This window comes from Mesorhizobium sp. Ca11, assembly GCF_020165275.1.
Classification (GTDB): domain Bacteria; phylum Pseudomonadota; class Alphaproteobacteria; order Rhizobiales; family Rhizobiaceae; genus Mesorhizobium.
The window spans coordinates 160,580-186,496 of record NZ_JAIUHU010000001.1; the positions used below are offsets into that span (position 1 = coordinate 160,580).

General features: G+C 63.8%; 21 protein-coding genes. 13 read left to right on the forward strand and 8 right to left on the reverse strand.

Going from position 1 to position 25,917, the window contains the following annotated elements; genetic code table 11:
• Positions 1-35 precede the first annotated feature (35 nt).
• Positions 36-782 carry a cytochrome c biogenesis CcdA family protein gene (locus LB538_RS00830; RefSeq protein WP_224525439.1) on the reverse strand — a complete coding sequence of 249 codons (747 nt, stop codon included), beginning with the start codon at positions 780-782 and terminating at the stop codon, positions 36-38.
• A gap of 163 nt (positions 783-945) precedes the next feature.
• Between LB538_RS00830 and LB538_RS00835 the strand changes: the two genes are divergently transcribed.
• The 8 genes from LB538_RS00835 to rpmG all read left to right on the forward strand — a co-directional run bounded on the left by LB538_RS00835 (position 946) and on the right by rpmG (position 9,973).
• Positions 946-1,323 carry a hypothetical protein gene (locus tag LB538_RS00835; RefSeq protein WP_224525437.1) on the forward strand — a complete coding sequence of 126 codons (378 nt, stop codon included), beginning with the start codon at positions 946-948 and terminating at the stop codon, positions 1,321-1,323.
• Between the two features lie 279 nt (positions 1,324-1,602).
• On the forward strand, positions 1,603-4,170 hold the full coding sequence (gene topA / locus LB538_RS00840) for a type I DNA topoisomerase (protein WP_224525434.1): 2,568 nt from the start codon (positions 1,603-1,605) through the stop codon (positions 4,168-4,170).
• 6 nt (positions 4,171-4,176) lie between these two features.
• Positions 4,177-6,483, forward strand: a complete 2,307-nt coding sequence (gene rnr, locus LB538_RS00845) for a ribonuclease R (RefSeq protein ID WP_224525431.1) — start codon at positions 4,177-4,179, stop codon at positions 6,481-6,483.
• Complete coding sequence (locus LB538_RS00850; RefSeq protein ID WP_224525427.1) at positions 6,483-6,926, forward strand: DUF983 domain-containing protein; 444 nt, start codon at positions 6,483-6,485, stop codon at positions 6,924-6,926. The genes rnr and LB538_RS00850 overlap by 1 nt, the downstream gene beginning before the upstream one ends.
• A gap of 90 nt (positions 6,927-7,016) precedes the next feature.
• The gene (locus LB538_RS00855; RefSeq protein WP_224525425.1) at positions 7,017-7,757 is read left to right on the forward strand and encodes an NUDIX hydrolase; all 741 of its coding nucleotides are present in this window, start codon (positions 7,017-7,019) and stop codon (positions 7,755-7,757) included.
• Between the two features lie 20 nt (positions 7,758-7,777).
• Positions 7,778-8,953, forward strand: a complete 1,176-nt coding sequence (locus tag LB538_RS00860) for an MFS transporter (protein WP_095765107.1) — start codon at positions 7,778-7,780, stop codon at positions 8,951-8,953.
• A gap of 237 nt (positions 8,954-9,190) precedes the next feature.
• A complete protein-coding gene (locus LB538_RS00865) occupies positions 9,191-9,649 on the forward strand; it encodes a hypothetical protein (RefSeq protein ID WP_224525423.1) in 459 nt (152 codons plus the stop codon).
• Positions 9,650-9,805: 156 nt separating this feature from the next.
• Positions 9,806-9,973 carry a 50S ribosomal protein L33 gene (rpmG, locus tag LB538_RS00870; protein ID WP_006201775.1) on the forward strand — a complete coding sequence of 56 codons (168 nt, stop codon included), beginning with the start codon at positions 9,806-9,808 and terminating at the stop codon, positions 9,971-9,973.
• Positions 9,974-10,462: 489 nt separating this feature from the next.
• On the opposite strand, the gene LB538_RS00875 is transcribed toward rpmG, so the two are convergent.
• Positions 10,463-11,836 carry a PleD family two-component system response regulator gene (locus tag LB538_RS00875; RefSeq protein WP_224525421.1) on the reverse strand — a complete coding sequence of 458 codons (1,374 nt, stop codon included), beginning with the start codon at positions 11,834-11,836 and terminating at the stop codon, positions 10,463-10,465.
• A gap of 31 nt (positions 11,837-11,867) precedes the next feature.
• Positions 11,868-12,239, reverse strand: a complete 372-nt coding sequence (locus tag LB538_RS00880) for a response regulator (protein WP_027166515.1) — start codon at positions 12,237-12,239, stop codon at positions 11,868-11,870.
• A 240-nt stretch (positions 12,240-12,479) separates the two neighbouring features.
• On the opposite strand from LB538_RS00880, the gene LB538_RS00885 reads away from it, so the two are divergent.
• Both LB538_RS00885 and LB538_RS00890 read left to right on the forward strand, forming a co-directional pair.
• Positions 12,480-12,779 (forward strand): DUF3572 domain-containing protein, encoded by a 300-nt coding sequence (locus LB538_RS00885; protein WP_224525419.1) that lies wholly within the window; start codon positions 12,480-12,482, stop codon positions 12,777-12,779.
• Positions 12,776-13,429: a hypothetical protein gene (locus LB538_RS00890; RefSeq protein ID WP_224525417.1), complete on the forward strand. Its 654-nt coding sequence runs from the start codon at positions 12,776-12,778 to the stop codon at positions 13,427-13,429. The genes LB538_RS00885 and LB538_RS00890 overlap by 4 nt, the downstream gene beginning before the upstream one ends.
• A gap of 9 nt (positions 13,430-13,438) precedes the next feature.
• On the opposite strand, the gene LB538_RS00895 is transcribed toward LB538_RS00890, so the two are convergent.
• Together LB538_RS00895 and LB538_RS00900 are read right to left on the reverse strand one after the other, a co-directional pair.
• On the reverse strand, positions 13,439-15,016 hold the full coding sequence (locus LB538_RS00895; protein ID WP_224525415.1) for a hypothetical protein: 1,578 nt from the start codon (positions 15,014-15,016) through the stop codon (positions 13,439-13,441).
• A 148-nt stretch (positions 15,017-15,164) separates the two neighbouring features.
• Positions 15,165-15,740 carry a GNAT family N-acetyltransferase gene (locus LB538_RS00900; RefSeq protein ID WP_224525412.1) on the reverse strand — a complete coding sequence of 192 codons (576 nt, stop codon included), beginning with the start codon at positions 15,738-15,740 and terminating at the stop codon, positions 15,165-15,167.
• A gap of 65 nt (positions 15,741-15,805) precedes the next feature.
• Here LB538_RS00900 and LB538_RS00905 point away from each other — a divergent pair, with 65 nt between their 5' ends.
• Complete coding sequence (locus tag LB538_RS00905; protein WP_224525409.1) at positions 15,806-17,134, forward strand: DNA polymerase IV; 1,329 nt, start codon at positions 15,806-15,808, stop codon at positions 17,132-17,134.
• A gap of 4 nt (positions 17,135-17,138) precedes the next feature.
• On the opposite strand, the gene LB538_RS00910 is transcribed toward LB538_RS00905, so the two are convergent.
• Complete coding sequence (locus LB538_RS00910) at positions 17,139-17,642, reverse strand: hypothetical protein (RefSeq protein ID WP_224525406.1); 504 nt, start codon at positions 17,640-17,642, stop codon at positions 17,139-17,141.
• A 179-nt stretch (positions 17,643-17,821) separates the two neighbouring features.
• Here LB538_RS00910 and LB538_RS00915 point away from each other — a divergent pair, with 179 nt between their 5' ends.
• A complete protein-coding gene (locus tag LB538_RS00915; protein ID WP_224525403.1) occupies positions 17,822-18,709 on the forward strand; it encodes a DMT family transporter in 888 nt (295 codons plus the stop codon).
• A gap of 146 nt (positions 18,710-18,855) precedes the next feature.
• On the opposite strand, the gene dnaE is transcribed toward LB538_RS00915, so the two are convergent.
• Both dnaE and LB538_RS00925 read right to left on the reverse strand, forming a co-directional pair.
• Entirely contained in the window at positions 18,856-22,380 is a 3,525-nt protein-coding gene (gene dnaE, locus LB538_RS00920) for a DNA polymerase III subunit alpha (RefSeq protein ID WP_224525400.1), read from the reverse strand.
• Between the two features lie 112 nt (positions 22,381-22,492).
• Positions 22,493-24,505, reverse strand: coding sequence for an acetyl/propionyl/methylcrotonyl-CoA carboxylase subunit alpha (locus LB538_RS00925; protein WP_224525398.1), 2,013 nt, complete (start codon positions 24,503-24,505; stop codon positions 22,493-22,495).
• A 268-nt stretch (positions 24,506-24,773) separates the two neighbouring features.
• On the opposite strand from LB538_RS00925, the gene LB538_RS00930 reads away from it, so the two are divergent.
• Positions 24,774-25,901 carry an S-(hydroxymethyl)glutathione dehydrogenase/class III alcohol dehydrogenase gene (locus LB538_RS00930; protein WP_224525396.1) on the forward strand — a complete coding sequence of 376 codons (1,128 nt, stop codon included), beginning with the start codon at positions 24,774-24,776 and terminating at the stop codon, positions 25,899-25,901.
• The last annotated feature ends 16 nt before the right edge of the window (positions 25,902-25,917 follow it).

The window sequence follows — 25,917 nt, forward strand, 5'->3', positions numbered from 1 at the left end:
CGGGTTCACAGCTCGACTCTCTGCCAGCAACTAAACTACCCCAGCCTTCCCAGCACCGGGAAATTCTCCAAGAGCCAATAGGACGCGCTCTGCACGCCGCCAGTGAGGAAAAACACGCCGGCGACGACCAGCAGCGCGCCGATCGCTTTCTCGACACGGCCGAGATGGACGCGGAATTTGCCGAGGAAGCGCATGAAGGCGCCGGAAAACAGCGCCGCGATCAGGAACGGGATGCCGAGGCCCAGCGAATAGGCGGCAAGCAGCAGCGCGCCCTCGCCAACGGTCTCGCGCCCGCCGGCCAAAGTCAGGATCGGCCCCAGCACCGGGCCGATGCAAGGCGTCCAGCCGAAGGCGAAGGCCAGCCCCATGACATAGGCCGCGATCATGCTGGCCGGCTTGCCCTGCGACTGGAAGCGCGCCTCGCGCGACAAAAGCGGAATGCGCAGGATGCCAAGGAAGTTCAGGCCCATGATGATGATCAGCACGCCCGCCGCCATCGCCAGCGGTTCCTGCCAGACGCGCAGCAGGCGGCCGATGGTCGAGGCGCCGGCCCCAAGCGTCACGAAGACGGTGGAAAAGCCGAGCACGAAGGCCACGGAAGCATAAAGCAGCGCGCCGCGCGCGCCTTCCTTTGCGGTCACGCTTTGATTGCCGCGGAAATCATCGACCGAAACACCGGCCATGTAGCAGAGATAGGGCGGCACCAGCGGCAGCACGCAAGGCGACAGGAACGAGATCGCCCCTGCCCCGACCGCGCTGACATAGCCGATGTCCAATGCCATCCAATGAGTCCCGATTGTGCTGGCGTCGATATAGCGATGCGGGCACGCCCGTGCCAATCACCATTGTGTGGCACGTCGCCGCTTTGCCGCAGGAAGAAACAGGCATCCCAACGCGTTGACCGAACAGCGCGCGACTGCCGCGCGCTTGTTTCAGGAGACTACCGTGAAAGCAATCGCACTCGGGTTTGCCGCGCTACTGCTGGGCACCGCCGCATCCCAGGCCGCCGAAGCCTGGAAGGAAGCCGAAGTGAACGGCACCAGGATCTATACCGACGCCAAGGGCATGACGCTCTATACCTTCGACAAGGACGAGAAGGGCAAGTCCAATTGTTACGACAAATGCGCCGCCAACTGGCCGCCGCTGAAGGCCGAGGCCGGCGCCAAGGCCGACGATGAATGGACGATCGTCGACCGCACCGACGGCAGCAAGATGTGGGCCTATGACGGCAAGCCGGTCTATACCTTCGTCAAGGACAAGAAGGCCGGCGACATGGCCGGCGAAGGCGTTGCCGGCGCCTGGCACGTGGTCAAGGCCGACTGAGGCAACGTTGTTGAATGCTCCGGCTGCCGGTTCCCTTGATCCGGCAGCCGGTCGTCTTTTACCGGTCGTCGACCGGGATCGAGGCGTGCATGCCTCCATCCCCAAAAATGTGATTTTTGCCATACACTCTAAGAGTGTATTGCCAGCGGCCGCTTCCCAAATTGGCGACTTCCCCTTGACCGATCGCAAAAGCACGGCCATGTGAGCGACGAAAAGAGTGGGATTTCGTCGCGCGTCGCGGAGTTCTTCCGCCACCTCACAGCTGATTTAAGAGACCTCATGGACGTCGTCGTCGTCGAATCGCCGGCCAAGGCGAAGACAATCAACAAATATCTCGGCAAGAACTATAAGGTTCTGGCCTCCTTCGGCCATGTCCGCGATCTGCCGGCCAAGGACGGCTCGGTGCGCCCTGACGAGGACTTCGCCATGTCCTGGTCGGTCGACACCGCGTCGGGCAAGCGCCTCGCCGACATCGCCAAGGCGGTCAAGGATGCCGACGGGCTGATCCTCGCCACCGACCCAGATCGCGAGGGCGAGGCGATTTCCTGGCACGTGCTCGAAGTCCTGAAGCAGAAGCGCGCGCTTAAGGACAAGCCGGTTAGCCGCGTCGTCTTCAACGCCATCACCAAGGCCTCGGTGCTGGATGCCATGGCCAATCCGCGCCAGATCGACGCGCCGCTTGTCGACGCTTATCTGGCCCGCCGCGCGCTCGACTATCTCGTCGGCTTCACGCTTTCGCCGGTGCTGTGGCGCAAGCTGCCGGGCGCCCGCTCCGCCGGCCGCGTGCAGTCGGTGGCGTTGCGCCTGGTCTGCGACCGCGAATCCGAGATCGAGCGCTTCATCCGCGAGGAATACTGGCAGATCGCCGCTATCCTCGGCACCCCGCGCAACGACAGTTTCGAGGCGCGGCTGACCGCCTTTGCCGGCAAGAAGCTGCAGAAGCTTGACATCGCCAACAAGGCGCAGGCCGACGACATCAAGGCGATGCTCGAAGGCGCGACCTTCAAGGCATTGTCGGTCGAGGCCAAGCCGACAAAACGCAATCCCGGCCCGCCCTTCACCACCTCGACGCTGCAGCAGGCCGCCTCGTCAGGCCTCGGTTTCTCGGCCAATCGCACCATGCAGGTGGCGCAAAGACTCTATGAAGGCATGGATGTCGGCGGCGAGACCGCCGGCCTCATCACCTATATGCGTACCGACGGCGTGCAGATGGCACCTGAGGCGATCGAGGCTGCCCGCAGCGCCATAGTCAGCGAGTTCGGCGCGAGATACCTGCCGGAGAAGCCGCGTTTCTACACCACCAAGGCCAAGAACGCCCAGGAAGCCCACGAGGCGATCCGCCCGACCGATTTCAAGCGCACGCCGGCTTCCGTTCGGCAATATCTCGATGCCGACCAGGCCCGGCTTTACGAGCTGATCTGGAAGCGCGCCATCGCCAGCCAGATGCAGCCGGCCGAGATCGAACGCACCACGGTCGAGATCGAGGCGGTCAACGGCGCCCGCACCGCGGAGCTGCGCGCGATCGGCTCGGTCGTCCGCTTCGACGGCTTCATTGCCGCCTACACCGATCAGAAGGACGAGGACGCCGAGGACGAGGAGAGCCGCCGCCTGCCCGAGATCCGCTCCGGCGAGCAGCTTGCCCGTCAGGCGATCAACGCCACCCAGCACACCACCGAGCCGCCGCCGCGCTACTCCGAGGCGTCGCTGATCAAGAAGCTGGAAGAGCTCGGCATCGGCCGGCCGTCGACCTACACCGCGATCCTGAAGACGCTCGAGGACCGCGACTACGTCACCATCGACCGTCGCAAGCTCGTGCCGCAGGCCAAGGGCAGGCTGCTCTCGGCCTTTCTCGAAAGCTTCTTCGAGCGTTATGTCGAATATGACTTCACCGCCTCGCTCGAGGAGAAGCTCGACGAGATTTCCGACGGCAAGCTCGCCTGGAAGGACGTGCTGCGCGACTTCTGGAAGGATTTCTCCGGCGCCGTCGACGACATCAAGGAACTGCGCGTCGCCGACGTGCTCGATGCGCTTAATGAAGAACTCGCGCCGCTGGTCTTCCCGGAGCGTGAGGACGGTTCCAATCCGCGCATCTGCCCGAAATGCGGCACCGGCAACCTGTCGCTGAAGCTCGGCAAGTTCGGCGCCTTCGTCGGTTGCTCGAACTATCCCGAATGCTCCTACACCCGCCAGCTCGGCGACGCCGCCAATCCCAATGGCGAGAACGGCAATGGCGAGGACGGCGTCAAGCTGCTCGGCAAGGATCCTTACACCGCCGAAGAAATTACCCTGCGCAGTGGCCGTTTCGGCCCCTATATCCAGCGCGGCGAAGGCAAGGAGGCCAAGCGCTCCAGCCTGCCCAAGGGTTGGACGCCCGAGTCGATCGACCACGAGAAGGCGCTGGCGCTGCTGGGTCTGCCGCGCGATGTCGGCAAGCATCCCGAAACCGGCAAGATGATCTCGGCCGGCCTCGGACGCTACGGCCCGTTCGTGCTGCATGACGGCACCTATGCCAATCTGGAAAGCATCGAGGACGTGTTCTCGATCGGCCTGAACCGCGCCGTTTCGGTGATCGCCGAGAAGCAGCAGAAGGGCAAGGGTGGCCGCAACGGCGCCACGCCGGCGGCGCTCAAGGAATTGGGCGATCATCCCGACGACGGCGGCAAGATCGTCGTTCGCGACGGCAAATATGGTCCGTACGTCAACTACGGCAAGGTCAATGCGACGCTGCCAAAAGGCAAGGATCCGCAATCGGTGACGATGGAAGAAGCGCTCGCCCTGATTGCAGAGAAGGAAGCCAAGGGCGGAGGCGGCAAAAAGCCCTTCCGCCGGGCGGCGAAGAAGGGGTAGCAGGACGTGGCGCGCAGGATCTCCGGAAGAAGCCACGGCGATCCGCGCAACGCCGACACCAGGGCCAAGGTCAAGGACAACTATCGTCCGTCGCGTGACGAGGTCCTGCGCTACATCGCCGAAAATCCCGATCGCTCCGGCAAGCGCGAGATCGCCAAGGCCTTCGCGCTGCGCGGCGAGGACCGCATCTGGCTGAAAGACCTGTTGCGAGATCTGCAGGATGAAGGCCTCCTCAACAAGGAGCGCAAGCGCCTCACCCGTGCGGGCGCCGTGCCTCATGTCGCGGTGCTCGACATTTTTGGCCGCGACGATGACGGCGTGCTTCTGGCGAATCCGAGCGAATATACCGGCGCCGGCTCGCCCCCCGTCATTGCCATCCGCATCTCGCGCGCCGCCGGCGGCCCGGTCCCCGGCATTGGCGACCGCGTGCTTGCCAAGACTTTCCCGACCGACGATCCGTCAGGCCCTGCTTATACCGGGCGGGTGATGAAGATCTTCGAGAAGCGCAGCGACGCCGTGCTCGGCGTCTTCCGCGTGCTGAAGGATGGAACGTTCCGCATCGAGCCGGTCGAACGGCGGCAGCCGGAACTGATCGTCGACAAGGAATTCCAGAACGGCGCCAGAAATGGCGATCTGGTGGAGGTGGAGCCGGCGCGGGCATCCCGTTACGGACTGCCTCGGGCAAAGGTGCTGGCGGTGCTGGGCTCGCTGAGCAGCGAGAAGGCCGTCTCGATGATCGCCATCCACGCCCACGACATTCCCCATGTCTTTCCTGCGGACGTGATTGCCGAGGCCGAAGCGGTGAAGCCGGCGACGCTCGATCACCGCGAGGACTGGCGCAGTTTGCCGCTGGTGACCATCGATCCGGCCGATGCCAAGGACCATGACGACGCGGTCTTCGCCACGCCCGACACGGACGAGAAGAATCCCGGCGGCGTTGTGATCACCGTGGCGATCGCCGATGTCGCAGCCTATGTTCGCTACGGCACGTCGCTCGACCGCGAAGCCCTGAAGCGCGGCAATTCGGTCTATTTTCCGGACCGCGTCGTGCCGATGCTTCCTGAACGCATCTCCAACGATCTCTGCTCGCTGCGCGAGGGGGAAGACAGGCCGGCAATCGCCGTGCGCATGACCTTCTCCTCGGAAGGCCGCAAACTCAGGCATTCCTTCCACCGCGTCATGATGAAGTCGGCCGCCAAGCTCGCCTACCCGCAGGCGCAGGCCGCGATCGACGGCGCGCCCGACGACAAGACACGGCCGATCCTCGACAGCGCTTTGAAGCCGTTATGGGACGCCTACGCCGTGCTCAGGCGCGGCCGCCAGTCCCGCCAGCCGCTTGAGCTCGACCTGCCCGAGCGCAAGATCCTGCTGAAGCCCGACGGCACGGTCGACCGCGTCGTCGTGCCGGAGCGCCTCGACGCGCATAAGCTCATCGAGGAATTCATGATCCAGGCCAATGTCGCGGCCGCCGAGACATTGGAGGGCAAGAAAGAGCCGCTCGTCTACCGCATCCATGACGCGCCGTCGCTCGCCAAGCAGGAATCGCTGCGCGAGTTCCTGGCAACGCTCAGCCTGTCCTTGGCGCGCGGCGCGCAGATGCGGCCGAGCCAGTTCAACGGCATTCTGGAGCGGGTGCGCGGCGCCGACAACGAGGCGCTGGTCAACGAAGTGGTGCTGCGCTCGCAGAGCCAGGCGGAGTACTCGCCGAAGAACATCGGCCATTTCGGCCTCAACCTCAGGCGCTACGCCCATTTCACCTCGCCGATCCGCCGCTACGCCGATCTGATCGTGCACCGCGGGCTGATCGCGGCGCTTGGCCTCGGGCCCGGCGGCCTGGCGCAGCAGGAGGCGGACCGGCTGGAAGAGGTCGCCGCGCTGATCTCAGCGACCGAGCGTCGAGCCATGGCGGCCGAGCGCGATACGGTCGACCGGCTGATTGCCGCCTATCTCGCCGAGCGCGTCAACGACACGTTCGACGCGCGCATCTCCGGCGTCACCAAGGCGGGACTCTTTGTCCAATTGCCGCAGTATGGCGCCGACGGCTTTATTCCGGTGTCAACTCTGGGCGGCGACTACTATATCTACGACGAAACCGCCCGATCGCTGTTCGGGGAACGCACCGGCAAGGGCTATCAGCTTGCCGATCGTGTCGAAGTTCGGCTGGTCGAGGTCGCGCCAATGGCCGGTGCGATGCGTTTCGAGATGCTGACCGACCCGAAGCCCCTGCCCGGCTCGAGGCGGTCGTTCCACAAGGCCAAGGGCCGCGCCCGCGCGTCGCAATCGCGTTCGGGACCGCGCGGCAGGAGACGATAATGCCAGGTAACTTCCAAGTGCAAGAACAGGTCTTCGGCGTCGAGCATCATTCGGGCCGCGTCGCGCGTCCCCTGTGGATGGCGATCAAGCGCGGGATACTCGGCCGCTGCCCGCATTGCGGCAAGGGAAAGCTGTTCCGCGCTTTCGTGAAGCCCGTGGACAAGTGCGAGGTCTGCGGCGAGGAGCTGCACCACCATCGCGCGGACGACCTGCCTGCCTATCTGGTCATCGTCATCGTCGGTCACATCGTCGTTGGCGGCTTCATGGCCGTCGAGGCCGCGTCGACGCTATCGACCTGGCAGCACGCGATGATCTGGGTTCCGCTGACCATTATTCTGGCCGTCGCACTGCTGCAGCCGGTCAAGGGAGCTGTCATCGGCCTGCAATGGGCGCTTTATATGCACGGCTTCGGCGACGAGAAGGACGAATTCGAGAGCCATTAATTAAGCCAGGCCGCACCGGTCGGCCCTGGTGCAAAGGCCACGACGCGCAAGCCACTTTCGCATCAAGGAAGTTTCCGCTAGGTCGAGCGCATGGAAGGAATGACCAAGGCGGATGTCGACAAGCTCGATAAGGGCCTGGCCGTACGCAGCGGCCGAGCGTTGCGTCCGCGTGATGCGGCGACCCTCATTCTGCTCGATCGCCGGGGCAAGGACGTTCTGGTGCTGATGGGCCGGCGCCATGCCGGGCACGCCTTCATGCCCGGAAAATTCGTCTTCCCCGGCGGCCGCACCGATCCCTCCGACAGCCGCGTTCCCGTCGCTGCCCCTCTGGGTGGTGAGGAAGAAGGCAAGCTGGCCGCAGGCCCCGGCCGTGCCAGCGCGGCGCGGGCCCGCGCAATCGCCCTGTCGGCGATTCGCGAAACCTATGAGGAAGCCGGCCTGCTGATCGGCCGCAAGGGCACCTTCTCGACCGCAAAGCGCGACTGGCAGGGTTTCGCCGAACACGGCGTGATCCCCTCGCTGGACGCGCTCCGCTTCGTCGCCCGCGCCATCACTCCGCCCAATCGCGTGCGCCGTTTCGACACGCGTTTTTTCAGCGCCTGGCGCCACGACGTTGCCGTGGAATTGCCCGGCGGCGGTCCGACGAACGAACTCGAAGAACTCGTCTGGCTGCCGCTTGCCGATGCCCGCAAGGCCGACATCCCCGACATCACCGGCATGGTCCTGGAAGAACTGGAAAGTCGGCTTGCCGAAGATCCATTGTTGCGCCCGGGTGGCGCCGTGCCGTTCTTCCGGCTCGTCCGCAACCGCTTCGTCCGCGAAGTCCTTTAGAAGCAGAGCATTTTGATCTCATGACGGTCGATACCCAACAACAGGGCGACGAACGCGTACACTGGCTGCCGATGGTCGCGGCGATCTCCTCGATCAGCGTCGTCGGCATCGCCATCGGCCTCGGCATGCCGCTGCTCAGCGTCATTCTGGAAAGCCGCGGCCATTCGGCTTCGATGATCGGCCTCAACACCGCCGTCGCCGGCCTCGCCTCGATCGCCGGCGCGCCTTTGGCCACGCCGCTCGCCATGCGGCTCGGCGTCGCCTGGACCATGCTGTTGATGATTGCCATCGGCGCGCTCGCCTTCGTCGGTTTCCATTTCGCGCCGGATTTCTGGATGTGGTTTCCGCTTCGCGTCGCCCTGCACATCTCGCTGACGGTGCTGTTCATCCTTTCGGAATTCTGGATCAGCACCTCGGCCCCGCCGAACCGGCGCGGCCTTGTGCTTGGCATCTATGCCACCGTTTTGTCACTCGGCTTTGCCGCCGGACCCTGGCTGTTCGCCCATCTCGGCAGTTCGGGTTTCCTGCCGTTCGGCGTCACCATAGCGCTGGTGACGCTTGCCGCCATTCCGGTGCTGGCCGCTCGCAACGAGAGCCCGAGCATCGTCGCCGACAGCGAAACCAGCCACTTCCTGCGCTACATCTGGCTGGTGCCGACCGCGACCTTCGCCGTGCTTGTTTTCGGCGCCGTCGAGACCGGCGGTTTCTCGCTCTTCCCCGTCTATGGCAGCCGTATCGGCTATTCGGAAGCCGACGCCGCGCTGCTTCTGACAATGATCGGGCTCGGCAATGTGCTTCTGCAGATCCCGATCGGCATGATCAGCGACCGCGTTTCCGACCGCCGCTACCTGCTGCTGGCCTGCGCCACGGTCGGGCTCATCGGCACGGTCTTCATGCCGTTCTTCGCACAGAACTGGCATCTGATGGCGGCCCTCCTGTTCGTCTGGGGCGGCGTCGTCGCCGCCATGTACACGATCGGCCTTGCCCATCTCGGCTCGCAGCTGTCCGGCCATGAACTGGCATCCGCCAATGCTGCCTTCGTGCTTTGCTATGGCGTCGGCATGGTGCTGGGTCCGCAGGCGATCGGCATCGGCATGGACGCCTTCGGCCCGTCCGGCTTCGGCTGGTCGCTGGCCTTCTTCTTCGCCGCCTACATGGCTCTGATCCTGGTCAGGTTGGTGCGCAAGATTCTCTAGGGTGTGTTGAGATTCAGGTCAGGCCAAGCCGAAAATGATGGCTTTCGAGAACCGGAGCGGAGCGGACATTCGGGTCCGTGAGCACCGGAAGCGCAGAAAACCATCATTTGCAGGCTGGCATCACCTGAATATCAACACACCCTAGGCAAATGCCGCCGAAGCGTCGGCCATCCTGACATCACCGTGTCAGCAGCACCCCTGCTATACCTGTCTCCAGCGCGAGGTAGGAGAATTGCGATGGTCGACAGCGGCTTTGAAACCAGATCCCTCAGGATGGAACTGCTTCTGCTCGTCACATTCCAAGCGCCGGCCGCCGATGTCGAGCGCATCATGGAGGCCGTGGTGGCGATCACGCCGCTGCGCATGGGCAAGTATGACGCCAACGCCTATCAGTCGGCGCAAGGCATCGAGCGCTACCGGCCGCTCGAAGGCGCCGCGGCCGGCGCTGAGACCGAACTGCGCCGGCGACCCGGCACCGTCGAAGTGTCGTTCGAGATCGCCGACGACCAGGCACTCGCCGCCCGTGTCGTCGAGACGATTTTCCAGGCCCATTCCTACCAGGAGCCCGTCATCCGCATCCAGCCGCTGCTTGCCAGCCGTTCCAAGGGTCTTGACGACCGTGCCAATCCCAACCGCTGGTGGAACACCACGGGCGACTGGAAAAAGGCGGGGCAATTGGTCGAGCATAACGCTTAAGACGTGGACACGGGCCATGCCGAAATGAGGCGAAGAAGGCGCTCGGGCTTGACTTTCCAGGCGCGTTCTTTATGTGTCGCGCCAAGTTTCCCGCGTCCGGGTGTTTTCCCCGTGCTTCAGCGGCCAAAACTCCACGAACATTAACGGACGAAAATCATGGCCAAAGCCGCAAACATCAAGATCAAACTTCTGTCGACCGCCGACACCGGGTTCTTCTACGTCACCAGCAAGAACAGCCGTACCAAGACGGACAAGCTCTCGTTCCGCAAGTACGATCCGGTCGCCAAGAAGCACGTCGAGTTCAAGGAAACCAAGATCAAGTAATCTGGCTATCCCGAGAAATCGAAACGCCGCCCTCTGGGCGGCGTTTTTGTTTTAGGAAGGACCGGACGACAAAGGAGCCGTGCCACGATCAAGCACGGCGGTTCCGATGTCGGTTTTGAGAAAAGGGGGCCGGTCGGCGGTTGGCAGCGGTACGAGGAGGCCACTATGTGCCAGCGCCGGCCGGCCGACCCCACGGACCCAGGAGATGCGGCGGACCTGAGCATCATGGGGTATTTTTGGATCGAGCCGGCTACTCTACCCTCGCGCCGGCCTCGTCTTCTGTCTATGCGTCGCAGATTTGCGCAAGACCTCATAAAAATCAACCATTTCTTAACCACCGCTCACGAATCGCTTGGGTTAAGGTAAATTCGTAACCCTGTTGGCACGGCCGGGAATCGTCGCCTGTTTGCCGAGCACGTCTCCCGAAAGTGGAAACCGGTTTCGGGATAAAGACAGGCGCGTGCGGGGTGTGAAAGATCGCGACGCGTTTTAGGCAGCCTTGGCGACCACCCTGTTGCGGCCGCCGCTTTTGGCCTCATAGAGCGCCAGGTCGGCGCGCTTCATCAGGGCGGCGACGCTATCGGCCCCTTTCAGGAGAGACGACACGCCGAGGCTGACCGTGACCTCGATCGCCTTGCCGTCGGCACCGATGGCAAAAGGTGCTTGTGCGATCTCGGCGCGAATGCGTTCGGCCACCTTCTCGGCGACCGCGCCCTCGGTGTCCGGCATGACCACGACGAACTCCTCGCCGCCAAAGCGGCAGGCGAGGTCGATGCCGCGCACATTCTTGCGCAGCCGCCGGGCGAACTCGCGCAGAACGTCGTCGCCGCCGTCATGGCCATGGGTATCGTTGATCGACTTGAAGCGATCGAGATCGGTGATCATCACCGACAAGGGCCGCCGCCGCGCCACGGCGCGATCGAACAGCGTCTGCAGATGGCTGTCGAGGTAGCGGCGGTTGTGCAGCCCGGTCAGCCCGTCGATCACCGCCATCTCGATCGTCTGGGCGACGCTGGCGCGCAACTGATCGTTGTAGCGCTTGCGCCGCACCTGTGTGCGCAGGCGCGCCGTCAGCTCATGCTGGTCGATCGGCCGGATCAGGTAGTCATTGATGCCAAGTTCCAGACCACGCAGGATGCGGCCCTCCTCGCCCTCGTCTGCGAGCAGCATGATCGGCAGGAAGCGGGTGCGGTCGAGCGAACGCAGCTGCGAGCAGAGTCTCAGCGCATCGAAGTCGGAGAAGGCAGTCGAGATCAGCACGCATTCATACGCCGTCTCGGCCGCCTGGAAGAACCCCGCATTCGGGTCGGTCGCGACATCGAGCTCGGCGGTGTTGCGCAGCATCTTCTGGATGCGTTCGACGGAAGTTTTGCGCTCGTCGATGAGCAGCACCCGCGGCTTTGCGTCTTCGGTCGCGAAATCGCGGCTCAGAAGTTCCTCGATGCCGATATTGCGCGTGGTCGAGGCGCGCAGCCTGAGCTCGTCGGTCAGCGACTTCAGCCTGACCAGGCTCTTGACGCGTGTCATCAACTGCAGGTCGTTGACGGGCTTGGTCAGGAAATCGTCAGCGCCCGCCTCGAGGCCGCGTACCCGGTCCGACACCTGGTCGAGCGCGGTGATCATGACGACAGGGATATGCGAGGTCGCCGGATCGCTCTTCAGGCGCTTGCAGACCTCGAACCCATCCATGTCCGGCATCATCACATCGAGCAGCACGACGTCGACCTTGCCGTTCTCGCAGGTCTCGATCGCATCCGGGCCGTTATTGGCCGTCAGCACCTCGAAATACTCGGCAAGCAGCCGAACCTCCAGCAGCCGCACATTGGCGGGGATATCGTCGACGACGAGGATCCGCGCGGTCATCTCAAAACTCCGGTTCTGCTGGTCTCGGGCATCAGGCGTCGCCCAGATAGGATTTGATCGTCTCGATGAAGCGCGGCACCGAGATCGGCTTGGAAATATAGGCCTCGCAGCCGCCCTGGCGGATGCGCTCCTCATCGCCCTTCATGGCGAAGGCGGTGACGGCGATAACGGGGATCGAATGCAATTCGTCGTCTTCCTTCAGCCATTTGGTCACTTCCAGGCCGGACACTTCCGGCAGCTGGATGTCCATCAGGATGAGGTCCGGCCGGTGCTGGCGCGCGAGGTCGAGCGCCTCCAGGCCATTGCGCGTGCGAACCGTTTCGTAACCGCTGGCTTCGATGAGGTCCCGAAAGAGCTTCATGTTAAGCTCATTGTCCTCGACGATCATCACCTTCTTAGCCATCAGTTTCCCGTCCCGACCGCCCTCGAAGCCGAAGGCCGTCGCAATGCGTCCCCTTCGGCCCGCACCCAACCCATTTCCACTCTAGCCCAATATGATTGACGAAACGGAAACCGGAGGTTGGAAAGCTGCACCAATTCCACCTTCGGACGTTGCATGGGAAAGAGCGGAGGCTTGCCGCAAGCGACGCTTGCCGTTACTGCGGAAGGAGACTCGAAAAAATCCACCATTGCAAAGGTAACGATGGCGAACGCAGCGTCAATGCGCGAGGAAGCGGAAACCATTGCCGTCAAGGCCCTGGCCTTCGTCGCCGCCGACCCGGAGCTTCTGCCCCGCTTCCTGGCGATCACCGGCATCGAGGCGAACTCGATCCGCAGGGCCGCAGCTGAGCCGGGCTTCCTTGCCGGCGTTCTGCAATTCATCCTGGCACACGAGCCGACGCTTCTGCGCTTCGCCGATGAAACCGGCACGCCGCCAGCCGCCGTCGGCAAGGCATTGCGCGCCCTTCCGCTCGGCGACGACGATCACGAGCGCTCGACATGAGCGACGATCCCGAGACGGCGCGGCAGATCGAAGAGCTTGCCGCGGATGACCGGCCGCTGCTGGTGCTCGACGTCGACGATGTCGTGCTCGAATTCGTCCGGCCCTTCCCGCATTTCCTGAAGTCGCGCGGCTTCGGGCTGACGCTGGCTTCCTTCCGCCTCACCGGCAACATCGCCGAGACGGCGAGCGGGCGGCTGATCGAGCAGCCGGAAGTGACGGCGCTGCTCGGCGATTTCTTCGACGCCCAGGCGGACTGGCAAAGCATCGCAGAGGGTGCGGCGGACGCGCTGGCGATGCTCGGCCGAAGCGCCGAGATCGTCCTGCTGACTGCCATGCCGCACAAGCACCGCGCCGTGCGCCGTGCGCATCTCGATGCGCTGGGGCTCAATTACCCGCTGCTGACGACGGAAATGGCCAAGGGACCCGCCATCGCGAAACTGCGCGGCGTCGGGGGCCGGCCTGTCGCCTTCGTCGACGACCAGCCTTCCAACCTGGTTTCGGCGCGCAACTCCGTGGCGGATGCCCATCTCTTCCATTTGATGGCTGACAACTCCCTGCGCGCCTTCCTGCCACCGACGCCGGAAGACATTATCTCGGTCGACGACTGGCGCGATGCGACGCCAAAGATCGCGGCCGCGCTCGGGCTTTAACCCAAGCACTCAGGGCTTCAGCTTCGCTCCGGCCCCACCATTGTCGCCGCCGTCCGAATCGTCTCCGCCGGTGGAATCATCCGTTCCGTCCGCGCCGTCATCGCCTGAGTTGTCATCCTGACCGGCGCTGTCGTCCTGGGCGGCGTCCGGTCCCTTCAGCATCGCGCCGTTGACCGTGACTGATCCATCGGCCTTGGTGTTGATCGTCCACTCCAACCGGCCGTCCGGCAGCGTTTTGCCAAAACCTTTGACGGCCAGGGCAAAGGGGAAGGCCTGCGCCATCTGCTCATCGCTTTTGGCGGCTTCCTTCAAGGCATCGACGATCTTGTCATAGCCGGCGACATCGACGGTCATGGTCGCATCGGGTTTCTCGCCGGGAAAGGTCATCTCGCCTTCCAGCGCAACCTCGATATTGCCGTTCTTCACCGTGCTGTGCCCGATCACGACCTTCGGATTCTTGGCCTTGAAATCGGCGACCAAAGCTTTGCCGAACTCGTCCGATAGCGGCGGATTCTTATTGAGATCAAAGGCTTCGATCGCTTTTTTCGCCATCGTATCGAGATCGATATTGGCGCCGCCGAAATGCAGGTCGATGTCGGTGGGCAGCAATGGGGTGGTCCATTCCGGCAGGGTCTGATGCGGGATCGTCAGACCGGCAGCCTTGATCGCGTAATCGACCTTGCCGTTCTGGGAGATGCCGTCCATGCCGAATGCGGTGCTGAATTGCGTGGCGCCGAACTTGCCGACAGGGCTGTCGACCTCGAAATTCTTGAAGCCGTAATTGCCATCGACCCTTTCCCAAATGGGCAGCGCGGCCAGCATGAGCGATTTGAGCTCGGCCTGGTTGGCCTTGAGCTTGGCTTCGTCCTCATTGGCCACGGCAAAGGCAAGCAGGTCGAGCAGCGGCTTCGTCCGCAAGCCCTTGCCGTTTGCGTCCACCGAAAGTTCCGGCGTCTTCAAGGTGAGCGGAAAATTCATCCCGCTGTCGGGATCGTTCACCTTGATCATCTCGACGAAGTCCGAGACTTTCTGCGTGGCCGTGAAGTCGACGCCGCCATTGGCGGATTTGGTCGCGGTAACGGTGGCGGTGCCGGCGCCGGTCGAGACATCTGCCTGCTGCTTGGCTTGCCGCGACGTCATGGTCATTCCGGCCAATGAGCTGGTCGCGCTGGTGAAGGCGGCGAGGGCCGGATCGTAGATGCTGGTCAGCTTGCCGTCCTTGATCGTGAACTCCATGCTCTGACGGCCTTCCGGTCCTTCGAACTCGAAGGATGCGCCTTGCGAGAAATTCGACGAGACGTCCCAGGATCCGTCGCTGCGCGGCTTCACCATCAGCGCGTATGGCGCCATGTTGAATTTCAGGAGCTTCTGTTCCGGCAGCGCATTGACGAGCGCCTTGACGTCAAGCGCGATCTTGTAGGCGTCGCCCTCGACCGAAACCTTGAGCACGCCCTTGTCGAACGCCTGCTTGCCGAAATAGCGCGCCAGATTGTCGGAAAGATCTTTGGCGCCTTGATTGTCGACGGTCTGGGCAAAAGCCGGCGCGCTGAGCGCGAGGGCAAAGGCAAATGGCAAAATACGCTTCACGTCAGTTCTCCGTGATTTCGGAAGACGAAATATTCATGCTTCTGGTAGGCAAGAAGCGTAACAGCCGCAAGACGCCGACTGTAGGCCAAAAGCTCATTCGGCTAAAGCGCTAGGCGCATCGGCGCCCAAAGCACAAGGGCATCACTACCTAAAGCACAAGGCGCATCAGCGGCCGGCCGGGCTTGCGCTCCACCAGCCTCTCGAAGCCGGCCTTCTCGAACACCCGCGACGAGCCGACGAAAAGCCCGATCGAGCGCGAATCGCGCGACAGGTCGATCGGGCAGGCTTCCAGCAGCCTCGCGCCGTTCTCGCGGGCGAAGGCGATGCCGCCCTCGACGAGGCGATGCGTGATGCCTCGTCCCCTCGCCCTGGCGCGGACGAAGAAGCAGGAGATCGCCCAGACGGCCGGGTCGCCGGCATCGGCGGGATCGACCGGGGCCGAGCCCCTGCCCTGATTGTTCCACTCGGGGATGTCGGCGCGCGGGCCGACCTGCATCCAGCCGACGGCCTTGCCGTCCTCGAGCGCCAAGAGCCCCGGCGGCGGGCCCGTCTCGATTCGCGCCTTGATGAGATCCTTGTTCCGCTCCTTGTCGCTGGCGCGGCGCTCCGCCGGCGACAACCGGAAATGCGTGCACCAGCAGCCGTAGCAGGCACCCTGCTTGCCGAACAGGTCCTCGAAATCGGGCCAGCGCTCAGGAGTCAGCGGTGCGATGGTCGTGCTCATGCGTTCTCCCCAGGCCAAGCTTGTTGCCGGCCCTGCGCTGTCGTACCATTGCGTTTGTTCTCTTTATGTTCGCAGCGATGGCGGCTCCTGTCAACAATCCCGAACACGGTTTTTGCCGTGACTGCCTGGCTTTCCAGCGCGGCGAGACGCGTCGCTGCGATCGCTGCGGTAGCCCGCGCCTTGTCCGCCACGCCGAGCTCTACCGGCTGCGGATCGCTCATATCGATTGCGACGCCTTCTACGCGGCGGTCGAGAAGCGTGACAATCCCGCGCTGAAGGACAGGCCTGTCATCATCGGCGGCGGCCGGCGAGGCGTCGTTTCCACCGCCTGCTATATCGCCCGCATCCAGGGCGTCCGCTCGGCCATGCCGATGTTCAAGGCGCTCGAACTGTGCCCCGAGGCGGTGGTGATCCCGCCCGACATGGAAAAATATGTCGGTGTCGGCCGCCAGGTGCGCGCGTTGATGCAGGCGCTGACGCCGCAGGTCGAGCCGCTGTCGATCGACGAGGCCTTTCTCGACCTCGCCGGCACCGAGCGGCTGCACGGCATGCCGCCGGCGCTGGTGCTGGGCCGCTTCGCGCAGACGGTGGAAAAGGAGCTCGGCATCACCGTTTCGGCCGGCCTCTCCTACTGCAAGTTCCTGGCGAAAATTGCCTCGGACCTCCGCAAGCCGCGCGGCTTTTCCGTGATCGGCGAAGCCGAGGCGCCAAGCTTCCTCGCCGCGCAGCCGGTGACGATGATCTGGGGTGTCGGCAAGGCGCTGGCCGCGACGCTGGAGCGCGACGGCATCCGCATGATCGCGCAGCTGCAGCGCATGGAGCGCGGCGACCTGATGCGCCGCTATGGCGTGATGGGCGACCGGCTCTACCGCCTGTCGCGAGGCGAGGACGACCGCCCGGTCGATCCGGACGGCGATGCCAAGAGCGTCTCGGCCGAAACCACCTTCGACAACGACATCGGAGCCTTGGCGGACCTGGTGCCGGTGCTGCGCGGGCTGTCGGAAAAGGTCTCGGCGCGACTGAAGAGATCCGGCATCGCCGGCCGCACCGTGGTGCTGAAGCTGAAGACGCAGGATTTCAAGATACGGACCCGCAATCGCCAGCTCGGCGACCCGACGCGCCTGGCCGACCGCATTTTCCAGACTGGGCTCGACCTGTTGCGCCGCGAGGCCGACGGCACAAAATTCCGCCTGCTCGGAATCGGCGTCAGCGACCTCTCCGACGACCAAAAGGCCGATCCGCCGGATCTGGTCGACGTGCAGTCGCGCAAGCGCGCGCTTGCCGAAGGCGCGATGGACACGCTGCGCGACAAGTTCGGCAGGAAAGCCGTCGAGACCGGCTATACATTCGGCAAAGGCCGCGCCGCCAATCCGCCCGAGCCGCTGGAAGATTGAAGGGTCAGTTCCGCTTGAGGTCGATCCGGCTCGTCACCACCATCTGGCCGGTTGCCGGATCCATGTCGGTCACCGTCATGCGCATATTGTCCGGCCCGATCTTTTCTACGGTCAGCTCCGCATTGCGGTCGCCATTGACGACTTTCGCCCAGTGGATGTCGAGGTTGATTGCGTCGCCCTTGCGGCTTCCGCTGAGCCCGGCAGGTCCGCTGCGCGAACCTATGTAGGTGCCGGTGTAGCTCGCCCCGTCGACCTTCAGGTCGGCGCGGATTTCCCGCGACATGATCAACAACGCACGACAGGTGCCGTCAAGCGAGAGCGAGTCCGCCGTTGCGTCCGAGGTGAAGTTGCAGTTGATGTTCATCACCGGCGTGTTCGTTCTGATCCTGACCATCCCCTTACCGGAGAACTTCCCCTGCAGCGATCGCAGGAAAGCCGCCTCGTCGGCATGCGCGCCCGTCGCGCAGAAAAAACAGGCGGCGGCCAGCAAAGCGGCGGTCGATTTCATCAAGACGTTTCCCTCTCGCGATCATGCGCCCTCCGACGGAAGGCGTGGACTTAACGGGTGCTCAGCCGCCAGGTTCCGCCGCCGCGATGACGATTTTTTGACGCCCGCTCCGCTGGCCCAGTGGAATGACGCCACTAACGGTTGCGGCCCGGGTTCGGGCTTGCGACATAGGGCCCCAAATGGCGTCCGCTCCCTCGATCCCAAAAGCCGCGTTCTGGATGGCTCTGTCAATCGCCTCGATGCTGGCGATGTCGGTTGCCGGCCGCGAGACGACGGCCGAGCTCAACGTCTTCCAGGTGCTCGAGCTGCGCTCGGTGATCGGTTTCTTCATCCTTTTGCCGCTGGTGATGATGAGCGGCGGTTTTGCCGCGATGCGCAGTGAGCGCCCGTTCGCCCATGTCGCCCGCAACATGATCCACTATACCGGCCAGGCCGCCTGGCTCTACGCGCTGACGCTCATTCCGCTCGCCGTGCTGATCTCGATCGAGTTCACCACGCCGATCTGGACGGCGATCCTGGCGGTCAGCTTTCTGGGGGAAAGACTGTCCCGGTCGAAGCTCACGGCGATCGTGCTTGGCCTGATCGGCGTGGTCGTCATCGTGCGCCCCAGCGCCGGCTCGATGGATCCTGGCCACCTCGTCGTCTTGGGCGCCGCGGTGTGCTTCGGCATCTCGATGGTGCTGGTCAAGTCGATGACCAAAACCGAAAGCGTGGTGCGCATCATCTTCTGGATGCTGATCATCCAGTCGGCGGTTGGCCTGATCCCGGCTCTCTACAGCTGGCACAACCCTTCGCCAGGGCTCTGGCCATGGATCTTCGTCATCGCCTTCACCGGCATGTCGTCGCATTTCTGCCTGGCCCGTGCGCTGGTCCATGCTGATGCCACGATCATCTCGCCGATGGACTTCCTGCGCGTGCCGCTGACGGCGCTGGTCGGCTGGCTGCTCTACCATGAGCAGATCGACGTCTTCGCCGCCGGTGGCGCGGCCCTGATCCTCGCCGGCAACCTGCTCAACCTGCAGAAGAAGACGCCGCGGGTGGCAGAGGCGGAAGCGGCAACGCCCTGAGCTCGGGTGTGTTGAGATTCAGGTCAGGCCAAGCCGAAAATGGTGGCTTTCGAGAACCGGAGCGGAGCGGACATTCGGGTCCGTGAGCACCGGAAGCGCAGAAAACCAGCATTTGCAGGCTGGCATCACCTGGATATCAACACAACCTAGACCAACTCCACGTCCACCACGCCCTGCACCGCGCGCATGGCGGAGGCGATCTGCGGCGAGACGCGATAATTACCCAGGCCGATCTCAATCTCGCCCTGCGCCTCTCCCTTGAGAACGATGATGCTGACTTGACTGTCGCCACGCTGTTTGAGCTGCGATTGAATGATCGACGATGGTCCATCATCCCTGACAAATATGCGCAGCGCTTTCTGGATGCGGCTGGCTTCATCGTCCAGTGATTGCACCGAGTTGATGCGCAGGTTCACGCCCTCAGGCCTGTCTTCGGCCGCAACCATAATCACCACCGAACTGCCGGGCTCCAGCATGTCGCGATACTGCGCCAGGCCTTCGGAAAACAGTACGGCCTCATACTGTCCCGTCGTGTCGGAAAACTGCACCACGCCCATCTTGTTACCCGTACGGGTCTTGCGCTCCTGCTTGGAGGTGACCGTGCCGGCGAGGCGCCCGGCGGCGGCGCCGCGTTTGACCGCAGCCGAAAATTCCGCCCAGTTCTGCACCCGCATCTTCTGCAGCGCGGACTTGTACTCATCGAGCGGATGCGCCGAAAGATAGAAGCCGACGATCTGGAATTCACGGTGCAGCTTGTCGGCAGCAAGCCACGGATCGGTCGCCGGCAGGTTGAGCGCCTGCGACTGGCTCCCAAGCGAAGCGCCGAAAATGTCGGCCTGGCCGGAGATCGCGTTTTGCTGCGCCAGCGAGGCCAGGCCCATCATCCGCTCGACGCCGGCCATCATCTGCGCGCGGTCGTGGCCGAAGCAATCCAGCGCGCCCGCCATGATCAGGCTTTCGAATACGCGCTTGCCGACGATCTTGGGATCGACCCGCTCGCAGAAATCGGCAAGGTTCTTGAACGGCTTCTCGCCGCGCTTCTCGACGATGTGCTCGACCGCCGCGTCGCCGACGCCTTTCAGCGCCGCCAGCGAATAGAAGATCTTGTTCTCGCCGACCTCGAAGGGACGGAAGCTCGACATCACCGACGGCGGCACCACCTCGATGCCAAGGCGCATGGCGTCCTGGCGGAAATCGGCCAGCTTGTCGGTATTGCTCATGTCGAGCGTCATCGACGCCGCGAGGAACTCTACCGGGTAATGCGCCTTGAGATAGGCGGTCTGGTAGGAAACGACCGCATAGGCCGCGGCGTGCGACTTGTTGAAGCCGTAGTCGGCGAACTTGGCCAGGAGGTCGAAGATAAAATCGGCCTGCTGCTTTGAGACGCCGCGCTCGACCGCGCCGGTGACGAAGCGCTCTCGCTGCTTGTCCATCTCGGCGCGGATCTTCTTGCCCATGGCGCGGCGCAGAAGGTCGGCTTCGCCGAGCGAATAGCCGGAAAGCTCCTGCGCGATCTGCATCACCTGTTCCTGGTAGACGATGACGCCTTGGGTCTCCTTCACCAGATGGTCGATCTTGGGATGGATCGAGGCCATCTCCTCCTCGCCATGCTTTCTGGCGTTGTAGGTCGGGATATTCTCCATCGGGCCGGGGCGATAGAGCGCCACCAGCGCGATAATGTCCTCGATGCAGTCCGGCCGCATGCCGATCAGCGCCTTGCGCATGCCGGCACTTTCAACCTGGAACACGCCGACCACCTCGCCGCGCGACAGCATCGCGTAGGTGTCGGGGTCGTCGAGCGGTATCTTGGCGAGATCGATGTCGACGCCGCGCCGCCGTATCAGCTTCACTGCCGTTTCCAGCACCGTCAGCGTCTTCAGGCCGAGGAAGTCGAACTTCACCAGCCCCGCCTGCTCGACATATTTCATGTTGAACTGGGTGACCGGCATGTCCGAGCGCGGATCGCGGTACATCGGCACCAGCTCGGACAGCGGACGGTCGCCGATGACGATGCCCGCGGCATGCGTCGAAGCATGGCGGTAGAGGCCTTCGAGCTTCTGCGCCGTGTCGAGCAGCGTCTGCACGATCGGCTCCTTCTCCGCCTCCTCGGCGAAGCGCGGCTCGTTGGCGATGGCGTCCGCCAGCTTGACCGGATTGGCCGGGTTCTGCGGCACCATCTTGGAGAGCTTGTCGACCTGACCGTAAGGCATCTGCAGCACGCGGCCGACATCGCGCAGCACCGCGCGCGCCTGCAGCGTTCCGAAGGTGATGATCTGCCCGACCTGGTCGCGGCCGTATTTCTGCTGGACGTAGCGGATGACTTCCTCGCGCCGGTCCTGGCAGAAGTCGATGTCGAAGTCCGGCATCGACACCCGGTCCGGATTGAGGAAGCGCTCGAACAGCAGCGAGAAACGCAGCGGGTCGATGTCGGTGATGGTGGTCGAATAGGCGACCAGCGAGCCGGCGCCCGAACCGCGCCCCGGCCCGACGGGAATGCCTTGCGCCTTCGCCCATTTGATGAAGTCGGCAACGATCAGGAAGTAACCCGGGAACTTCATCTTCTCGATGATGCCGAGCTCGAATTCGAGCCGCTCGCGATATTGCTCGACCGTGTAGCCGGGCGTCGGCCCGTGCGCGGCCAGCCGCGCCTCCAGACCTTCGCGCGCCTGCCGGGCAAGCTCGGCCGCTTCCGCCTTCTCGGCTGCGTCCTTGTCGGCAGCGTCGGCGCCGGTGAAGCGCGGCAGGATCGGGCTGCGGGTCTTCGGATAGTAGGAGCAGCGCATCGCGATCTCGACCGTGTTGTCGATCGCTTCGGGCAAGTCGGAAAAGAGGCGCGCCATCTCGGCCTGGCCGCGCAGGAAATTGTCAGGCGAAAGCCGCCGGCGGTTGTCGGCGGCAACCACCGAGCCTTCGGCAATCGCAATCAGCGCGTCATGCGCCTCGTAATCCTCGCGTTTGGAGAAGAAGGCCTCGTTGGTGGCGACCAGCGGCAGGTCATGCGTATAGGCAAGGTCGACGGTCGATTTCTCGACCATGCGGTCGTAGCCGGCGACCCGCTCCAGCTCGACATAAAGCCTGTCGCCGAACAGGCCTTTGAGGAACAGCAGCCGCTGTTCGGCGAGGTCGCGCCGGTCCGCTTTGAGCGCACTGCCGATCGGACCGCGCGGCCCGCCGGTCAGACAGATCAGCCCGTCGCACCGATCTTCCAGCATAGCGCTGGTCAGATGCACCGGCTCGCCTGGCGGCGTCTCCAGATAGACCTTGCTGATCAGCCGCACGAGATTGCTGTAGCCGTCCTCACTGGCGGCGATCAGAACGACCGGCGACATGTCCGGGCCGTGGCGGCGGCGGTCGCGCTGGCCGTCGCTCGCTTCCCCGGAAAAGGCCAGATCGATCTGGCAGCCGATGATCGGCTGGATGCCGTCCTTGACCGCCTTCTGGGCGAATTCCAGCGCGCCGAACAGATTGTTGGTGTCGGTGACGGCGATCGCCGGCGCCTCGTCCTTGACGGCATGGCCGACGATCGCGCCAAGCTGCAAGGCGCCCTCGAGCAGCGAATAGGCCGAATGCACGCGCAGATGGATGAACCTACGCGCCGGCGTTTCGGGCCGGCTGGCCTTCACTGCCGCTTCGCGCTGCAAAGGATCGCGTGGAAGTCGTTCATCCGCCATGTTTTTTCACGCTGTGCCAAGACTCATCGGTGCAGATGTATTGTCCCGGACGGGGCCATGCCAGTCCAGCACAATCGACCGCAGACCACAGGCGGTCCCGCACCGCCCCTTCTCAGGCAAACTCCATGATCACCGCATCGACCGCCAGGCTGTCGCCGGGCTTGGCGTTGAGTTTTGCTATCGTTAGGTCGCGTTCGGCGCGCAGCACGTTTTCCATCTTCATCGCCTCGACCACGGCCAGAGTCTCGCCGGCCTTGACCTCCTGGCCCTCGGCCACGGCGATCGAGACGACGAGACCAGGCATCGGGCAAAGCAGCATTTTCGAGGTGTCGGGCGGCAGCTTCTCCGGCATCAGCCTTTCGAGCTCCGCGATGCGCGGCAGCATGGCGCGCGCCGTCACGGACATGCCTTTCCAGGCGATGCGCAAACCATTCAGCGTCGGACGGATCTGCGCCGCGACCTTGTCGGCGCCGATCGTGCCCTGCCAGATCGCGTCGCCCGGCCGCCAGTCCGAGGCGACGGTCAGCGGCTTGCCGCCGTCGATCGACAAATCGACCTCCATCGGGATGGAAATCATGCCGTCGACGATCTCGACCGGGAGATAGTCCGCGCCGATCTTCACTACCCAGTCGCGCTTGAGATGTCCGGAATGCGGTGCCAGCCGGCCGCTGAGGCGGTCGAGCCGGTCGCGGCGCAGCAGCTCGATCGCCGTTGCGACGGCGGCGAATACCGCCCTCTCCTCGCCATCCGGCCCGACCGGCGCAAAACCGTTAGGATATTCCTCGGCGATAAAACCGGTCGACAGACGCCCCTCGCGCCAGCGCGGGTGCTGCATCAGCGCCGAAAGGAACGGGATGTTATGCTCGATGCCGTCGACGATGAACCTGTCCAAAGCCTCCGACATCGCGTCGATCGCCTCGATCCTTGTCGGCGCCCAGGTGCAGAGCTTGGCCACCATCGGGTCATAGAACATCGAGATTTCCGACCCTTCGGCGACGCCGGTATCGTTGCGGACCACGACATCGCCGAACCTGCCTTCTTCCGGCGGCCGGTATCGCGTCAGCCGGCCGATCGACGGCAGGAAGTTGCGGAAGGGATCCTCCGCGTAAAGGCGGCTCTCCACCGCCCAGCCGTTGAGCTTCACGTCGCTCTGCTTGATGCCGAGCTTCTCGCCGGCGGCAACGCGGATCATCTGTTCGACCAGGTCGATGCCGGTGACCAGCTCGGTCACCGGGTGCTCGACCTGCAATCGCGTATTCATTTCAAGGAAATAGAAATTCTTGTCTTTGTCGACGATGAACTCGACGGTGCCGGCGCTCTGGTAGTCGACGGCCTTGGCTAGGGCCACCGCCTGCTCGCCCATCGCCTTTCTGGTCTTGGCATCGAGGAACGGCGACGGCGCTTCTTCCACCACTTTCTGGTTGCGGCGCTGGATCGAGCATTCGCGCTCCCCAAGGTAGAGTGCCGTGCCATGCGCGTCGGCCAGCACCTGGATTTCGATATGGCGGGGATCGACAACGAACTTCTCGATGAAGACGCGGTCGTCGCCGAAGGAGCTTTTCGCTTCTGAACGCGCCCGCTCGAAGCCGTCGCGCACCTCCGATTTGCTCCAGGCGATGCGCATGCCCTTGCCGCCGCCGCCGGCCGAGGCCTTGATCATCACCGGATAGCCGATCTCGCCGGCGATCCTTTCGGCATGGTCGGCGTCTTCGATGACGCCCAGCCATCCGGGCACGGTCGAGACCTTGGCCTCGTTGGCGAACTTCTTCGATTCGATCTTGTCGCCCATGGCCTTGATAGCCTTGGACTTCGGCCCGATGAAGACGATACCTTGCTTCTCCAGCGCCTCGCAGAAAGAGGCGCGCTCCGAGAGGAAACCATAGCCCGGATGCACGGCTTGCGCGCCGGTTTCCTTGCAGGCGGCGATGATCTTCTCAGGCAACAGATAGCTCTGTGCCGCCGGCGAGGGTCCGATATGCACCGCTTCGTCGGCCATCTCGACGTGCACGGCATCGCGGTCGGCATCCGAATAGACCGCGACGGTGGCAATCCCCATCTTGCGCGCCGTCTTGATCACGCGGCAGGCGATCTCGCCGCGATTGGCGATAAGGATTTTCTTGAACATTCGGATGTCGTCCTCCGGCGAAGCGGTCCAGTTCTATGGACAATCCCGCCATGTCTCAAGTGGCCGGCCGGTGCGCATCCGACTTGCTCGAATTGCGACTGCCGCGCCGAAAAACGTCGCAAGGGAAGTTGGCCGCCAGCAAGGAAAGCGATAAGGTGGTCGATGGGCTCGGAGAAACAAACGGCGGGCAGAGATTTCGTCCCGCCAGGCGGGAACGGCGGCCTGTCGTAACCTGAAACTTACTGATTGCCTTGGGAGGAAACGCCTGATGAAAACGCGTGCCGCAGTCGCCGTCGCCGCCGGAAAGCCGCTGGAGATCATGGAGGTCGACCTCGAGGGGCCGCGCGAGGGCGAGGTGCTGGTCGAGGTCAAGGCGACCGGCATCTGCCATACCGACGAGTTCACGCTGTCGGGCGCCGATCCGGAAGGGCTGTTTCCGGCCATCCTCGGCCATGAGGGCGCCGGCGTGGTCGTCGATGTCGGCAAGGGTGTGACTTCGGTCAAGAAGGGCGACCACGTCATTCCGCTCTACACGCCCGAATGCCGGCAGTGCCCGTCGTGCCTGTCGCGCAAGACCAATCTCTGCACGGCCATCCGCGCCACGCAGGGGCAAGGCCTGATGCCGGACGGCACCTCGCGCTTCTCGATGGGCAAGGACAAGCTGTTTCATTACATGGGCTGCTCGACCTTCTCCAACTTCACCGTGCTGCCCGAGATCGCGGTGGCCAAGGTCAATCCCGACGCTCCCTTCGACAAGATCTGCTACATCGGCTGCGGGGTCACCACCGGCATCGGCGCGGTCATCAACACCGCCAAGGTCGAGCAGGGCGCAACCGCCGTGGTCTTCGGCCTCGGCGGCATTGGCCTCAACGTCATCCAGGGCCTTCGCCTTGCCGGCGCCGACATGATCATCGGCGTCGATGTCAACAACGACAAGAAGGCCTGGGGCGAGAAATTCGGCATGACGCATTTCGTCAATCCGAAGGAGATCGACGGCGACATCGTGCCTTACCTGGTCAACATGACCAAGCGCGGTGCCGACCAGATCGGCGGCGCCGACTACACCTTCGACTGCACCGGCAACACCAAGGTGATGCGCCAGGCGCTGGAAGCCTCGCATCGCGGCTGGGGCAAGTCGGTCATCATCGGCGTTGCCGGCGCCGGCCAGGAGATTTCGACGCGTCCCTTCCAGCTGGTCACCGGCCGCACCTGGATGGGCACCGCCTTCGGCGGCGCGCGCGGCCGCACCGATGTGCCGAGGATCGTCGACTGGTACATGGAGAAAAAGATCCAGATCGATCCGATGATCACGCACACGTTGAAGCTCGAGGACATCAACAAGGGCTTCGACCTGATGCATGAGGGCAAGTCGATTCGCAGCGTCGTGGTTTACTGAGGAAACAAGCCGCCGA

What these genes read in the sequence shown, in the direction of transcription:
- LB538_RS00910 (WP_224525406.1), bottom strand. Translation starts at nt 17,642, where the DNA reads ATGAAATCGACCGCCGCTTTGCTGGCCGCCGCCTGTTTTTTCTGCGCG.
- LB538_RS00905 (WP_224525409.1), top strand. Translation starts at nt 15,806, where the DNA reads ATGTTCGCAGCGATGGCGGCTCCTGTCAACAATCCCGAACACGGTTTT.
- LB538_RS00880 (WP_027166515.1), bottom strand. Translation starts at nt 12,239, where the DNA reads ATGGCTAAGAAGGTGATGATCGTCGAGGACAATGAGCTTAACATGAAG.
- dnaE (WP_224525400.1), bottom strand. Translation starts at nt 22,380, where the DNA reads ATGGCGGATGAACGACTTCCACGCGATCCTTTGCAGCGCGAAGCGGCA.
- rpmG (WP_006201775.1), top strand. Translation starts at nt 9,806, where the DNA reads ATGGCCAAAGCCGCAAACATCAAGATCAAACTTCTGTCGACCGCCGAC.
- LB538_RS00890 (WP_224525417.1), top strand. Translation starts at nt 12,776, where the DNA reads ATGAGCGACGATCCCGAGACGGCGCGGCAGATCGAAGAGCTTGCCGCG.
- LB538_RS00865 (WP_224525423.1), top strand. Translation starts at nt 9,191, where the DNA reads ATGGTCGACAGCGGCTTTGAAACCAGATCCCTCAGGATGGAACTGCTT.
- topA (WP_224525434.1), top strand. Translation starts at nt 1,603, where the DNA reads ATGGACGTCGTCGTCGTCGAATCGCCGGCCAAGGCGAAGACAATCAAC.
- LB538_RS00850 (WP_224525427.1), top strand. Translation starts at nt 6,483, where the DNA reads ATGCCAGGTAACTTCCAAGTGCAAGAACAGGTCTTCGGCGTCGAGCAT.
- LB538_RS00915 (WP_224525403.1), top strand. Translation starts at nt 17,822, where the DNA reads ATGGCGTCCGCTCCCTCGATCCCAAAAGCCGCGTTCTGGATGGCTCTG.
- LB538_RS00930 (WP_224525396.1), top strand. Translation starts at nt 24,774, where the DNA reads ATGAAAACGCGTGCCGCAGTCGCCGTCGCCGCCGGAAAGCCGCTGGAG.
- LB538_RS00860 (WP_095765107.1), top strand. Translation starts at nt 7,778, where the DNA reads ATGACGGTCGATACCCAACAACAGGGCGACGAACGCGTACACTGGCTG.
- LB538_RS00900 (WP_224525412.1), bottom strand. Translation starts at nt 15,740, where the DNA reads ATGAGCACGACCATCGCACCGCTGACTCCTGAGCGCTGGCCCGATTTC.
- LB538_RS00885 (WP_224525419.1), top strand. Translation starts at nt 12,480, where the DNA reads ATGGCGAACGCAGCGTCAATGCGCGAGGAAGCGGAAACCATTGCCGTC.
- LB538_RS00875 (WP_224525421.1), bottom strand. Translation starts at nt 11,836, where the DNA reads ATGACCGCGCGGATCCTCGTCGTCGACGATATCCCCGCCAATGTGCGG.
- LB538_RS00830 (WP_224525439.1), bottom strand. Translation starts at nt 782, where the DNA reads ATGGCATTGGACATCGGCTATGTCAGCGCGGTCGGGGCAGGGGCGATC.
- LB538_RS00925 (WP_224525398.1), bottom strand. Translation starts at nt 24,505, where the DNA reads ATGTTCAAGAAAATCCTTATCGCCAATCGCGGCGAGATCGCCTGCCGC.
- LB538_RS00855 (WP_224525425.1), top strand. Translation starts at nt 7,017, where the DNA reads ATGGAAGGAATGACCAAGGCGGATGTCGACAAGCTCGATAAGGGCCTG.